At 60.3% G+C, this 14159-nt stretch carries 13 protein-coding genes; 2 read left to right on the top strand and 11 right to left on the bottom strand.

Going from position 1 to position 14159, the window contains the following annotated elements; translation table 11 throughout:
* Positions 1 to 16 precede the first annotated feature (16 nt).
* The 7 genes from P0D73_RS16420 to P0D73_RS16390 form a co-directional block, all read right to left on the bottom strand.
* Entirely contained in the window at positions 17 to 1075 is a 1059-nt protein-coding gene (locus P0D73_RS16420) for a maleylacetate reductase (protein ID WP_408432055.1), read from the bottom strand.
* 6 nt (positions 1076 to 1081) lie between these two features.
* A complete protein-coding gene (locus P0D73_RS16415) occupies positions 1082 to 2545 on the bottom strand; it encodes an aldehyde dehydrogenase family protein (RefSeq protein ID WP_408432053.1) in 1464 nt (487 codons plus the stop codon).
* 95 nt (positions 2546 to 2640) lie between these two features.
* The gene (locus tag P0D73_RS16410; RefSeq protein WP_132382601.1) at positions 2641 to 3636 is read right to left on the bottom strand and encodes a hydroxyquinol 1,2-dioxygenase; all 996 of its coding nucleotides are present in this window, start codon (positions 3634 to 3636) and stop codon (positions 2641 to 2643) included.
* Positions 3637 to 3671: 35 nt separating this feature from the next.
* Complete coding sequence (locus P0D73_RS16405) at positions 3672 to 4163, bottom strand: cupin domain-containing protein (protein WP_106301548.1); 492 nt, start codon at positions 4161 to 4163, stop codon at positions 3672 to 3674.
* A 164-nt stretch (positions 4164 to 4327) separates the two neighbouring features.
* Positions 4328 to 5293: a LysR family transcriptional regulator gene (locus tag P0D73_RS16400; protein ID WP_408281601.1), complete on the bottom strand. Its 966-nt coding sequence runs from the start codon at positions 5291 to 5293 to the stop codon at positions 4328 to 4330.
* A gap of 77 nt (positions 5294 to 5370) precedes the next feature.
* Entirely contained in the window at positions 5371 to 6744 is a 1374-nt protein-coding gene (locus tag P0D73_RS16395; RefSeq protein WP_408432051.1) for an MFS transporter, read from the bottom strand.
* Between the two features lie 138 nt (positions 6745 to 6882).
* The gene (locus tag P0D73_RS16390) at positions 6883 to 8016 is read right to left on the bottom strand and encodes a porin (protein ID WP_408432049.1); all 1134 of its coding nucleotides are present in this window, start codon (positions 8014 to 8016) and stop codon (positions 6883 to 6885) included.
* 500 nt (positions 8017 to 8516) lie between these two features.
* Between P0D73_RS16390 and P0D73_RS16385 the strand changes: the two genes are divergently transcribed.
* The gene (locus P0D73_RS16385) at positions 8517 to 9074 is read left to right on the top strand and encodes a 4-hydroxylaminobenzoate lyase (RefSeq protein WP_408432145.1); all 558 of its coding nucleotides are present in this window, start codon (positions 8517 to 8519) and stop codon (positions 9072 to 9074) included.
* Between the two features lie 135 nt (positions 9075 to 9209).
* On the opposite strand, the gene P0D73_RS16380 is transcribed toward P0D73_RS16385, so the two are convergent.
* From P0D73_RS16380 to P0D73_RS16370, 3 genes are all read right to left on the bottom strand, one after another.
* Positions 9210 to 9791 (bottom strand): NADPH-dependent FMN reductase, encoded by a 582-nt coding sequence (locus tag P0D73_RS16380; protein ID WP_408177166.1) that lies wholly within the window; start codon positions 9789 to 9791, stop codon positions 9210 to 9212.
* Positions 9792 to 10034: 243 nt separating this feature from the next.
* Positions 10035 to 10766 carry a nitroreductase family protein gene (locus tag P0D73_RS16375; RefSeq protein WP_408317357.1) on the bottom strand — a complete coding sequence of 244 codons (732 nt, stop codon included), beginning with the start codon at positions 10764 to 10766 and terminating at the stop codon, positions 10035 to 10037.
* Between the two features lie 79 nt (positions 10767 to 10845).
* The gene (locus P0D73_RS16370) at positions 10846 to 11817 is read right to left on the bottom strand and encodes a LysR family transcriptional regulator (RefSeq protein WP_408317387.1); all 972 of its coding nucleotides are present in this window, start codon (positions 11815 to 11817) and stop codon (positions 10846 to 10848) included.
* A gap of 424 nt (positions 11818 to 12241) precedes the next feature.
* Between P0D73_RS16370 and P0D73_RS16365 the strand changes: the two genes are divergently transcribed.
* Positions 12242 to 13756, top strand: coding sequence for a hypothetical protein (locus P0D73_RS16365; protein WP_408432046.1), 1515 nt, complete (start codon positions 12242 to 12244; stop codon positions 13754 to 13756).
* A gap of 70 nt (positions 13757 to 13826) precedes the next feature.
* Here P0D73_RS16365 and P0D73_RS16360 read toward each other — a convergent pair whose 3' ends face one another.
* Positions 13827 to 14108 (bottom strand): hypothetical protein, encoded by a 282-nt coding sequence (locus P0D73_RS16360; RefSeq protein WP_408432044.1) that lies wholly within the window; start codon positions 14106 to 14108, stop codon positions 13827 to 13829.
* Between the last annotated feature and the right edge of the window lie 51 nt (positions 14109 to 14159).

Genomic DNA, 14159 nt, shown 5'->3' with positions numbered 1-14159 from the left:
GAGTGAATTGGGCGTGCTAGTCGGGGCGCCGCCCGTCGAAGGCGGCTTCGAGCAATGCACGCAGCGGTATTCGTTCTATTGGCCGCGGATTCCAGTACGGGTTCTTCAACGCGAGATCGAGTGCGATGTCGAGATCGGCTGCTGTCAGGCCGATGTCTTTCAGCGCGGTCGGCGCACCGTGATCGTGTGCGAGATCGAATACGGCTTGCGCGGCGTCGTCGGCGTGCAATGCGTGGGCGATACGCTTCATCGCCTCGGGTGCAGCCGCACGGTTGTAGGCGAGCACATGCGGCAACACGATCGTGTGCGTCTCAGCGTGCGGCAGATTGAAAGTGCCGCCGAGCGTATGGCACAGCTTGTGATGCAAGGCCATGCCGACACTGCCGAGCACGGCGCCGCATAGCCACGCGCCATACAGGCAGTCACCACGCGCCGCGAGGTCTTCTGGTTGTTGCATTACGCGAGGCAGCCCCTGGCCGAGCGCGCGAATGCCCTCTTGCGCCATCAGGCTGATGATCGGATTCGCGTCCTGCGCGTAGAGCCCTTCCGCCGCGTGGGCGATGGCGTTGATCCCACTTGTCAGCGACAACGCGGGTGGCAGCGACGTCGTCAATGCCGGGTCGTAGATCACCGTCTTCGGCAGCACACGCAGATCGCGGCCGGTCTTTTTGACGCCGCCCTCGGTGAGGCCGTAAATCGGCGTCATCTCGGAGCCGGCATACGTAGTCGGAATTGCGATGATCGGCAGGGAGGTTTCGAGCGCGATCGCCTTGCCGAGACCCGTTGTGGAACCGCCGCCTATCGCGATCGCGCAATCGGCGCCGACGCTTGCGGCGAAATCACGCGCCGCGCGAGCGGTTTCGACCGGCACATGCATCACGGCTTCGGCATAGACGCCTGCCGCCCGCGAGCCGAGACTCGCCGCGAGCGCTTCGGCCTGCGCACGCTGTTGCGGCGTGGACAGCACGATCGCCCGCGTGGCGCCGAGCAAACCGATCTCGCGATCAAGCTGGTCGAGACTGCCCGCGCCGAAAATCACGCGTGACGGCAGGCCGTTATAGATGAACGGTTCCATGGCGGTTCAGCGCGGGTAGTAAGGCGGAATCTGCGCATCCACGTTGACCCAGACCGACTTGGGCTGCGTGTATTCGCGCATCGCTTCGAAACCCATTTCACGGCCGTAGCCGCTTGCGCCGACGCCGCCGAATGGCGAAGCGGCACTCACGCGCTTGTAGCAGTTGATCCACACCATGCCGGCGCGAATCTCGCGAGCCACCAGATGCGCGCGTTGGAGATCGCGTGTCCAGAGACCCGCGCCGAGACCGTATTCGGTGCCATTCGCAATCGCCAGCGCCTCTTCGTCGGTGCTAAATGTCGTGACCGTCATGAATGGCCCGAACACCTCTTCCTGCGACACCCGATGCTCCGGTTTCGCTTCGACGATAGTCGGCTCGACATAGCAGCCATTTGCGAGCGCGGCATTGTCCGGCGCCTTGCCTCCCGCCAGTACGCGGCCACCCTGTTCGCGGGCGATATCGACAAATGAAAGCACGCGGTCGCGGTGCTGACGCGAGGTGAGCGGGCCCATCTCGGTCGACGGATCGAGCGGATCGCCAATCTTGATCGTGCGGCTCAACGCGGCGAACTTTTCGAGCACTTCGTCGGCGATCGATTCGTGCACGATCATCCGCGAGCCGGCGATGCACGCCTGCCCCTGGTTGTGGAAGATCGCGAACGCCGAGCCTTGCACGACCGCCTCGATATTCGCGTCGCCGAATACGATGTTCGCGCCCTTGCCGCCGAGTTCGAGTTGCACCTTCTTCAGATTGCCGCTCGACGCCTGCACGACCTTGCGGCCCACCGCGGTCGAACCGGTGAAGGCGACCTTGCTGATCTCCGGATGTTCGGCGATATACTGCCCGGCCACATGACCCAGGCCCGGCAGAATATTGACGACGCCATCCGGGAAACCCACTTCGGCCATCAGTTCGGCTATCGCCAGGCTCGACAGCGGCGTGAGTTCGGCGGGCTTCATGATCACGCAGTTGCCCGCGGCGAGCGCCGGCGCCATCTTCCAGCTCGTGAACATGAGCGGGAAATTCCACGGCACCACCTGCCCGACAATGCCGACCGGCTCTCGCGTCAGGTAGTTCAGAAAGCCCTGCTCGACCGGAATCACCGAGCCTTCGAACTTGTCGGCCATGCCGCCGAAATAGCGGAACGTGGCCGCCGTGCGCGGCACGTCGAGGTTGCGTGTATCGCGGATCGGGTGGCCGGTATCGAGCGATTCGAGGCGCGCGAGCTTGTCGGCATTCGCTTCGATCGCGTCGGCCAGCTTGAGAAGCAGATGCCCGCGCTCCATCGCGGCGAGGTTGCTCCACTTCGGAAACGCCGCCTTCGCCGCCGCGACGGCGCGATCGACATCGGCCGGGCCCGCCATCGCGACGTCGGCGATTACCGAGTTGTCGTGGGGATTGAGGGAGGCGAGCGTTTCGCCGTTTGCAGCCGGCACGAAGCGGCCGCCGATGAAGAGTTGCGTTTGCATGTCAGTCCTGTGCAAGTAAAACCTGGACGCGACTTTCCCCGCGGCGCCAGCGGTCTGGCGCCGTTCGATCGACGATCGGGGGGAATGCCGGGGAGTTACATCTGAATCGGATACGGCGGCAGCTCACCGCTTTCGTAGCGCTTGGGCAGATCGGGGGTCGCGTTCTCCCACACCAGCAGCATCGAACGCTTCTGCGAATAGCCCTTGTGGCGGATATCGGCCGGCATCGCGGCGATATCGCCCGCGTTCATCGTGATGCGTGCGCGAGGCTCGCCGCTGTCCTTGTCGGCGACGTCCCAGATGATCTGGTCGGACAGTTGCAGGAACCACTCGACGCGGTCGTTGCCGTGGAACACCGGCAGCACGAATTCCTCGGTGGTCGGGCAGAACAGGCTCTGCTGGCATACCGACGTGACCGACGGATTCCACGTCACGTCCGAGCGCGACAGGTACTTGAAGAGGCTGAACGCATGCAGAGCGCCTTCGAAACCCGGCTCCGCGTGAATCTCCGGTTCGTCCTGGCCGACGTCGGCAAACTGGCGATTGACGGGAAGATCGTCGCGCAACGGCGAGTCGCCTTCGAGGCCCGGCATGCGCTTGGTGGCAATCCGCGTGCGCTCGATCGCGGCGATGTTGTCGCCATGTTTCGTGCCGAACGCGGAGCCGGTTTCTTCGGGCGCGGCGAACGGGTCGAAGCCTTCGTTGACCCAGTCCTTCAGGATCGCCTTGAAGGTCGCCATGATGAGCGGCGTGTCGAACTGCTGCATATGGTCGACGCCCGCTTCCTTGAAGCTCGCGTTATACGCGCCGGCGTACATGTCGACCTTGCCGTAGTGATTGCGCGTGCCGATCACTTCGTCGAAGTTGACCCAGCCGTAGAAGAAGCCCCACGCCACGTCGCGCATCATCGCGCGCAGGAAGTCGTCGGCGTGCATCTGGTGCGAGCGGATCTGGCCTTTGGCCGGCCATCTGACGGTGGCGAAATAAGCGTCGCGGCTGAATTCGAAGTCGCCGAGACAGAACGTGCGATAACCGGTCACCGCGTCGGCCTCGCTCGCGGTGACGTTTTGCAGGGTGCTGACTTTGTCCATGATGGGCTCCGAAAAGATCGATCGTGTAGAGGGATTCAGTGGATGCAGATGTCGGCCCACTTCTCGACCGAATAGCGTCCGAGGATCGTCTGCACGAGCAGCACGCCTTTTGTCTTTGCTTCGAAGCGATAGGCGGCGCCGGCGGGCAGCAGCGCCTGATGACCGCGGCGCAGCCGCACATGGCCCATCGACTGGCCCGAGGGCTGGCCTTCGAGGCGCACGCTGCCTTCGGTCTGTGCGTCGACCAGCGGGCCGTCCGACGGCTTGATGAAATAGATGTCGATTTCGCCGTCGAGCACGACAGCGAACTCATCGTGCGACGCAGCAAACCACGGCGACGAACCTTCCGCGCGCAGTGTCTCGATCACGTACTTGAGATTCTTGCCGACGACGACTTTCTCGTAGGGCTCAGCGCGGCTCGCGACGTCGAACACATTCGACATGGCGTAATGTTCCGGTTTGCCCTTGATGATTTCGATGGAGCCTTTCCGAAAGTTGTCCAGGCTGCCGAACCAGGTTTGTTGCATGTCTGCCTCCAGTTGATCCACGAATGCGTTGCTTGCATCGAAGATTAAGCGGCGACAGGCACTACAGCAATGTTCTGAGGGTCGGGAAACGCGAACCTTGGGTGCTCCAAAATCGCGCCAGGGAAACTACCTGGTGGCGAACCCTCATCGGCCTTGGGTAGGGCTCAACTGTCGGACAGTTCCTCGCCGACGCTTTTCGTTTCGTCGTCCGGCGGCGTAATGCCGAGCGCCCGGTCCCACTGCGGTTCGCGCAGATAGCGCGCGCGCAGGAAGTCGACGAAGGCTTTGACCTTGGTGGTCGAGCGGTGCGACGCAGGATACACCGCCGAGAGCCACAGCGGCGGCGCCGCGTATTCCGGCAGCACACGTTCCAGCCGGCGTTCGAGCAGATCGGCGGCGGCGACCATGGTCGGCAGATAGACGACGCCCGCGCCGGCCCTCGCGAATTCCAGCAGCAGATGCACGCTATTGGTTTTGAGCACCGGGTTCAGCGCGATTTCGAAGCACTCGTTGCCGCGCATCAGCGGCCACTTGTCGCCCCAAGGGTAGTACGAATAGCGGGCGAAATCGTGCCGCAGCAGATCGAGCGGTGTCTCGATCAGCGGCTCTTCCTTCAGATAGCCGGGCGCGGCACAGAGCACGCCGCGCACCGGAAAGAGACGCCGCTCGACCAGCAGGTTCGATGCCGGCGGATAGATTTGCAACGCCAGGTCGAAACCTTCCTGAACCGGATCGATGACGCGGTCGTTGACGGTCACGACGAACTCCACGCGTGGGTACGCGGCGCGGAATTCGATCAGCGTCTGCGAAAAATGGCCGAGCGCAAAGCCCGGCAGGACGTGGATATTGAGCGTGCCCGCGAGCGCCTGCGGATCGCCACGCGAGCGGCCGGACAGATCGTGAACCTTGGTGACCAGCTCGGCGCACTCGCGGTAGTAGGTCTCGCCGAGTTCGGACAGGCGCACCGCCCGGGTCGAACGATGAAAGAGCGGCACGCCGAAATGGTCTTCGAGCTGCTTGACGCGCGAGGTCACCACCGATTTGGCGACCCCCAACTGACGCGCCGCGCCGGCGAAGCTCTGCGCTTCCGCGGCGCGTACGAACGCTTCCATCGACATGAATAGGTCCATGCTGTCTCCTCTTGCCGGGGCGAGCACCATCCGGTCTGTACCGAGATCCTATCGCGAATTCGATGGCACGCGCCTTCTCATGGACTCGGTTCGACAACCGCCGCCTGCAGGCTTCCCTGCTTATTACTGACCGATACCGCGAAAAGCAATGCCAAGGCTGCGATGAATGCGGGCGCGGCCATCGACGTCAAAATGGCGATCATGCTGTAGCCGGCAGCAGAAAGCGCTCCCCCACCGAGCGCGCCGAGAATGCCTCCCAGGCGCCCGATACCCAGCATCCACGCCACGCCGGAAGCGCGCCCGTGCGTGGGATAGAACAGCGCCGCAAGGGCCAGCATCGACATTTGCGCGCCCGTCATGCAGACACCCGCCACGAAGGTCGCGATCGCAAGCGACTGAACATTGGCCGTGCCCTGTCCCATCGCGCAGACAGCGGCGCCCAGCAACAGAAATGCGAGCGCGACCACTCGCCACGGATTGAAGCGGTCCATCAACCAGCCACAACCCAATGCGCCGATTACGCCTCCTGCCGGAAACAGTGCCGACACCAACGACGCCTGGCGCAGTGTGAAGCCCGCGTCATGGATCATCGTCGGCATCCAGCTCGTCAGCATGTAATAGACAAGCAGACCCATGAAGTACGCTAGCCACAGCATCAACGTGCCGAACCTGTAACGCGTAGAAAGGATGAGAGCAAGTGGCGCGGTTTCCTTCTCCCCTACCCGATCAGATACAGAGAACTTTGAAGCAGTCACCAGCTCACCACTGGCAATTCTTCGAAGTACTCGACGAATCCGATCATCCGGCCAGCCTTTGATCACCATGAATCGCACGGACTCCGGCAGCGCAACAAGGGCACATGCAAGCAGGACGGGCGCAATGCCGCCTGCGAGGAAGATCGAGCGCCATCCGAAGTCTGGTATCAATGCAGCCGACACGACACCACCGGCCGACGCGCCTAAGGTGAATCCGCAGAACATGACGTTCAGCAGCAAGGATCGACATCTCGCCGGCACGTATTCCGACAATAACGTCGTCGAGTTGGGAAGTGCCGCGCCAAGCCCAATTCCGGTTAAAAAGCGAAAGACCGACAGTTGCCAAACACCCGTAGCGAATACGCAGGCAATCGTCCACACGCCGAAAAAACAGACTGAGCCGATCAAAACCTTGCGACGCCCGATCCTGTCGGCAACGGGTCCAGCAATCAGCGCACCGATCGCGAGACCCACGAGCGCCGCACTTAGTACGGGCCCAAGCGCGATTTTTGTTACTCCCCACTCTTTCGCGATCGCCGGCGCAACGAAGCCGATTGCGCTGGTATCGAATCCGTCCAGCGCGACGATCAGAAAGCAGAAAAAAAGAATCAACCACTGATAGGGTGAAAACCTGCGTTCGTCAATGAACTGTTCCACGTTGAGTAAGTTCTGCTCGCCGATATCTCGTGTGCTCATGCAAACTCCGTGATCAAACGGGCGGAGCGTTCGCAAGAACACTGTCCGCCTGCCTTGGTTAATGATTGCCCTGCGGATTCACGGAGCACGATGCCCGTCGCTTCTATCGGGCAAATCGCGCTTCGCGCACGTGCCCAGTTAGAACAAGTGCCGAATTCCCGCCATCGTAGCGAACTGACCCATGCCCGCCGCCGGCGTTGTGCCCCCGCCGCCCACGCTCGCGGAAAAGCGCGCCTTGGCGCTGTTCCACAAATACGTACCGCCGATATAGACAGCAGTGGCTTTCGACAAGAAGTAAGTGGCGCGCAGCGTTGTCATCGTTGCCCGCGCATCCTGCTCCCGGACCACGATCCGAAAGCCTTCGCCATCGATCACAAAACTCGGGGTCACGAAATACTGGGCGCCTACGAAGTAAAGATTCGACCGTACGTCGGGCGCCGCCGCGGAGTTCGTCTCGACGTGTCTCCCGAGCCACCCCGCTCCGACCTTCAACCCGGCAAACTTCACGTAGCCGTTCGCCACGATGCGCGTGTCCTTGTCTGCGCCTGACGCAATGGGAAAAGTGCCGATGCCGTCAAAGAAATTAGCTGCGGCGTTCGCACCGCCCCGCTGTTCGTCGTACGCAGTCGCAACGCCAAAGCTTGCCGCGTCGTATTTGAGCATTGCGCTCCACTCGTGGCACGGGTTGAACTGGCCTGGAACCTGACCGGCGCATGTGCCCTGTCCCGGCGAATTGCCGGTGCCGGCCGCATCGCGTCCGAACGAATACGAGGCGCCGACTGTCACCCCTTTATAGGTGCCTTTGTAGACGATACTGTTATCACTACGCGCATTGGGCAGGTAATTGTCCAGCGCCCCGATCCCGTGGACATCGGGGCCCAGCATGTCCGCGTCAGACAAAGCCCAGTAAACCATGTTGTACTGGCGCCCGAAGGTTAGCGCCCCCCACGGCCCGTCAATGCCGACCCACGCCTGGCGCCCAAACAACCGCCCTCCTTGCCCAATGTCTCCGGCTCTCGTATTGAAGCCATTCTCCAGGGTAAAGATCGCCTTCCAGCCGCCCCCGAGGTCCTCGGTGCCGCGGATCCCCCACCGGGACGGCAATTCCCCACTGATGGCCGGCATCCGAACGACGTGGTCGCCGGCGGAATTTGCATGAGACACGTACTCGATGCCGGTATCGATCAAACCATACAGTGTGACGCTGCTTTGTGCGAAGGCCGATGCACTCAACATCCCGAGACCGAACGCTGCAACCCTTCCACGCTTCATACTCCTCCCAATGATTGGCTACTCGCTTCGTTATCCAAAGTACTTTATGTGATACGGATCATTGGTGCGGAGCTTATGTTTGCAAATAAAAAGCAACAACACGGTGAAACACGGGGCCACGAAAATACGAAGCGTATTCGCCGGACATTTGGAAAATTTAAATTCTCCTGTCAGGACACAGACGCATGTACTTTTCTTTTCACGGCGTGATCAGCGGTGATTTTCATGCGCTAACGTGCTTGAGAGAGAAGCGCCGGAGGCCTCGAGTATCGAGATGAATTGTGTTCATTTGCCTATTGAACACAGCGGTGTGCGGCACTTGAACATCGTTCAATGTGATATTGAAAACTATCCCCTTCGTCCTCCAGCAGCGATGTGGCATCGTGACCGCAGCGGTGAGCGCCCAGTCGTTATGCGTCGACGGGCAAAGCCCACCATCTTCGACGCGGCGTCGTCGATCCGGGCTGCACACGCAGCCCTTCAGACCAGTGAGGACCAACTTGTCACAAGCCAATAACTCAAGCAGTAGAGATGAACTGATAGCGAAATGCCTGCCCTTTCTCGAGGAGGTCAAGGATCTGACTACGGGCAATGAGGTCGAACAGTGGCTCAACGAAAAATACGGCACATCGAGCGAGTTCTATAAAGATCTCGAGCGCCTGATTACGATCGGCGTAGTGGAAGAAGGCTGGGCGGCCAACATCGAGATCTCCGGGCGCAGGTATCGGCGCGCACGTCTTGTCGATCCGTCAGAAGAGACCTTTGGATTCAGCATTACGGCGGTCTATATGGATAGCACCGGCAATGACCGGAACAATCCGGAGGGAAGCTTCCGGGGCGATTACCACGCGCATCCCTATGGCGAATTCAACATGGTGGTGTCGCTAAACGAAGGCGCGGCCCTCGCCGGTCCGAACGGCTGGTGTTATGGCGGATGGACCGCGCCGGCGCCGGGCAGTCATCACTATCCGGAAGCAAAGGGCGGCGCAATTATCGCTTTGTTTTTTCTGCCCGCAGGGCGCATTGCGTACAACGTCAAGGCGCCTGACGCAAACTGATCATGCGCAGGACCCGTCGGTAACGGCGCGTTCTGCGCTTACGCCGCGTCGACACCCGTTCCCCTTCAACCCGGAAGCTGGGACACCAAACCGGCATCACGCCGGGCGCGTTGAGTTGCGCCCGGGCACCAACATTCAGTGGGTGGTCAGTTGCTTCGTCACGCCAACGAGGCCAAGACCGACACGTCGCACTTCGGCATCCGCTTTCTCATCGACGAGCCCGCCGTTCTCAGCAAATGCCTGATGGGCAGAACCCAGCGAGAACACTTGAGGAATCAGGATCGCGCCCATCTTCTCGAGAACACCCCGCATTCCGAGCATTGCGCGAATCCCGCCCATCGGCCCCGGTGATGCCGAAACAACCGCCGCGACCTTACCGGCGAAGAGTGTCAAGCCGGAACTTCCCGTCGCGGTCGGCCTGCTTACCCAGTCCAGCATGTTCTTGAGCACAGCGGTATAGCCGCCGTTATGCTCAGGCGAAGCGACTAACAGCGCGTCATGTCTGGCGAACAATTCCTGCAGCGCTCGAACCCGCTCAGGGACACCGTGCGCACTTTCGACATCAACGTCGTAAATCGGCAAGGGAAAGTCAGCGAGTGTGATAAACGTCACCTCCGCGCCATCCGTTCGTGCAGCAGACGCAGCTATTTCCAATAGTTTTCGATTAAGGGAATCACGGCGGGAACTCCCACAAAAGGCAAGGATCTTTACTGTCATATTTTGAAAAGTAGTGGAGTCAAAAAAAGAGATTGAAGTGAACTGATTGAACTATTGCCGGCTGATCCTCAACGTGAGTTAGATGATCCGCGATCATGTCGCGTACACACGTTGGGACGCCTGCCCGGTGCACATGGCTCGTGGGTCTTCGGCAAGGCGATTGCGCGCGCCGCAACTGCAACGCACGCGAATTCTGAAATGGAGAGCGACCGATTAGCCGGTCCAAAACAACGGCCTTCGGCGCTATGCCTCTTCGTCGAAGCCGACAAACGTAGTAAATCTTTCGACCGTCTCGCGCGGAATTGCGAGCCTGTTGACCACTGAATCATGGTCTGCGTAACCCAGCGACATACCGCACACCACGTCAAAGCCCGGTTCAAGTAAAAGATGCTCGGCGATGATCGTCTGATAGCGTGCAAACGACACTTGCGGGCACGTATCGAGGCCCCGAGCACGGGCTGCGATCATGACCGTCTGCAGAAAGAGACCATAGTCGAGCCAGCTGTGCTTTTTCAGTCTCGCATCGATAGTGAAGATCAGGCCGACCGGTGCCCCAAAGAAACCGAAGTTTCGGCCTGTGGCGCGGGCGCGACCGGCGACGTCCGCCTTGTCGATACCAAGGGCACCGTAGTATCGCGCGCCGAACTCCTCCTGCATCGGGCGATAAGCCTCCGGCATGGGGTCCGGAACATGCTGTAGCGGCGGATGTAAATCGGCAACATGGGCGCGCACAAGCGCCTCACTCAGCGACTCCTTGCTACGCCCACGCAGCACGTGAACTCGCCACGGTTGCATGTTCGAGTTGCTTGGCGCTGTGCGAGCGACATCGAGAATGTCTATGATGTCTTTCTGTGAGACTGCATCGGAACGGAAAACGCGAACGGCTTTCCGTGACCGGATAACCGAATCGACGACTTGAGCGTCCGAATGCATTTGATGACCGGTCTCCGCGGCGTTAGGGATATCTATATGCATAGTGCCCCCATGATGGCATAGCCAGAACATCAAGCGCGGTGAAAAGACTGCAAGATGATCTTGAAGGAAACGGGACCGGCTAGCTTCGCACCTGCCTGCCGATGTCGAGTATCTGGGCCCGCAGCCATTGCAGCGCCGGGTCGTGGGCGTTTCGCGCATGCCACACCGCTCTGACCGCGGACTCCGGAGGCGGGTACGGCGTTGCCCGCGTTTTCAGCTCGCCGTAGCGCTCGAACTCGCGTCCCAATGGGGAAGGTACGACGGCGAACATCTCACTGTGACGCAGCAAGGCAGGAATCGCCAGCGAATGAGCCACAGCGACCCTCAGCCGCGGTCGCGCCGATCCCTCTGGAAAGGCATCTTCCAACGCCTGCCGGTCGAACATTTCCGACTGCCGCGCCAAACCCCGTTCAACGATGAAGCCGCCAACGGCGCCCTCTTCCGCACCACCGAGCGAGACGGCGACAAGTGGGTAGTTCAACAGGTCGTCGTGAGTGACCGTGCGGTCGCCAATGGGATGATCCTGACGCATCACCAGCACGTCTCTCTGCTGCCACACCATCATCGACTGAAAGCGCGGCGGCACCTCCGCAAAGATTCCAATGGCGATGTCGATCCGGCCGATGTCGATCTGTCCGGCGAGATCCAGCCGCGTGGACGGTCGTATCACGAGGTTCACCATCGGAGCTTCGGCGGCAAGTCTCTGACTGAGACGGCCGAGAAGAAGCATCGTGATGTAGTCGTTCGCCGCGACGACGAACTCACGTTCGGCAACATCCGGCCGGAACGGCTCGTCGCCCAGCGCCACTTGAATCTGGTGGAGTGCGTTGCGCAACGGGGCTGCCATCGCGACTGCACGCGCGGTCGGCTCCATCCCTTTCGAGGTCCGGACGAACAGGTCATCCTCCAGTGCGTCCCGCAACCGCCCCAGAGCGTGACTCACGGCGGACTGGCTAAGATTCAATCGCTTTCCGGCGAGGACCAGATTGCGGTCCTCGAACACTGCGTCGAAAACTCGCAAGAGATTAAGGTCGATCCGGCCGAGGTTCATGGTGTTAACTGGTTGGCGTTGCAGTCGCATCATTTTACTCGCGGTGACTCGTGCTTCGGCGACTGCACTGCCAAGGCATCGACACAGGAGGATTTGGGACGCGCCGGCGGCCGCTGACCGCATTTGGGACACCTCGCCTCGGTGGCCCAAAGTATGACGAAATGGCGCAGTTCGAGGGTCAGCCCGGCAAAGGCATTGGGCTATAAGCGAGCTACACGGATGCGGAGCGAAACAGCGGATTAACCCCTCTTTCGCCCCGAGTTTCCATAAAACCAAGTATTAAGTTTAAAGATTTTCAGTTTGCAGTCGATATATCGACGGAAGCCGCTCGTCGCGCAGATGACCACAATCCCGCATCGAAAAAATAGCAAAGCACGGCACCATGACCACCTTATCGTCATTGAATGTAGGCCTTCCTCTAACTATGACGCCGTCATCGAGCACGGCGAACAGCCTTGCTTCGACAGCCGGCGTCGTATCGGAAGATGCCGTCACCGAGACCGCGTCGACAGTTGTCACGATCCCCTACGCGGGCGTCGAATCACCCATCGTGTACACGCAGCACGGAACGCTGGCGAGCGCGGGACCGAACATCACCTGGGCTCACAGCAACACCGACGCCGTCTCTCTCGCGATGGCGGGCGATTACATGGCCGGCGCGATGTCCGGGCAGTTCTACAATCTGGGAAGCGCTCTGCTCGATCGCTTCAAGACCACGGGTAGCAATTTCTCGCAGTCGGTCACGGTCGCTTCGGCGGGCGCAGCCGGCGGAGCCGGTGCAATCGGACTATCGGGACAAAGTCCGCAGGGCGATATCAAACTGACCGTTCAGACCGCGAGCGGCGTCAAGGTTGATATTGAAATGGACAGCGGGGACGGGACGCTGGCGGTCAGCGTAAAGAGCAGCGGGACGTTGAGCGGCACCGAGCGCAGTGCCCTGGCCAAGCTGGCGGATGGATTTCAGAAAGCAATCGATGGCATCAGCGCTGTCCCACCGACGCTCGACATGAGCGGTCTGACGCAGTACGACACATCGGTATTGTCGTCCGTGAATATGCAGTTCGATGTGACAGGCGACGGCCCAAACAACGTGTCAGCCAATATCTCACTGGACAGTTCAGCGAGGAGCGTGAGCCTCACAGACTCCGCCGGCACGATCAATCTCAAGGTCGATACGAGCGATTCCGCAGTCTGGGGCTCGGGCGCGCAACGCGACCAGGCCATCGCAAGCTATCTGACGCAGTTCGACAACGCCAACGCGAAAGGGCACGGGAACACCGCGTTGATGTCAATGTTCAAAGACGCGTTCACGCAACTGAACAGCGACTATGGGACGTCGTCGCAGCAGCTTCCCGGTACGGCCTATGCACCGTGGCTGGCGCAGTCGGATCACGCCATGTTGACCGGTCTGGCCGATTTCACCGGCTCGATGACCGATAACCCGGTGTCCTCCAATCCGATGCTGGTGAATCAAACGGATACTTTTTCCTATCAGGTCTCGCAGAGCACGCGAACCGAAGGCAATCTGCTGGACGGCAAGATTTCGCAAACGCAGCGATCGCATCTGCAAGCGAGTTACCACCAGGCGCTAGCCGGCGGCACGCTACAACTCCGCAAATCGTTAGCATCACAGAACTACGACTATGTGCAGATCAACGACGACGCAAGCAGCACAGTCGACATCGCAACGAAACGCGGCAAGCTACTTCAGGCGACGTTGAACCAGGCGTCCAATCAGTCTGTACGACAATCCGAATACGTGAGAGGCGTGTTGGTGTCGGACGTCACCACGCCAACGAATACATCGGTTTCGAAAGATCTGCTTACGTTGCTGCAACCTTTGTTTGACGATAACCAGGCCGCACAGAACAGCAGCACCTGGCAACAGACGCTTTCGGGCATACACGGGATGGTTTTACTAAACGCGAGTGCAAACTGAAATAGCCGCGGCAACGGACATCACTTCGGTCGCAGAGCGCTGGCTGACTCGCGCCCCGCGACCGGGCTTATCAATTGCCGCGATACATCACGCCGACGCTATCAGCCGCGGCAGGCCCGCCAGACTGCGATCTGACCGATTCGTTACCGCCAACGCCACTGCTGTTTTCGTCTACCATGCTTGCCGGACTCACTGCCGCAGCCATCGTCTGAGCAGTTTGACTGCGTTGCATTGCAGGCTCGCCGACGTCGGGGCGATAGAAAGGTGCAGGGCCGTAACCGCTCGCAAACGCGGGAGCAGCCAACACGGCAGAGCTTGCGACTAATAGACTGACGATAAGTTTCACCTTCATAACGACTCCAATAATAAGTTTGTTGAATACTCGAATGCACCCGGATCAGGT

It is taken from the genome of Paraburkholderia sp. RL18-101-BIB-B, assembly GCF_046026985.1.
Classification (GTDB): domain Bacteria; phylum Pseudomonadota; class Gammaproteobacteria; order Burkholderiales; family Burkholderiaceae; genus Paraburkholderia.
This window is presented reverse-complemented; position numbering and strand designations above follow the sequence as displayed.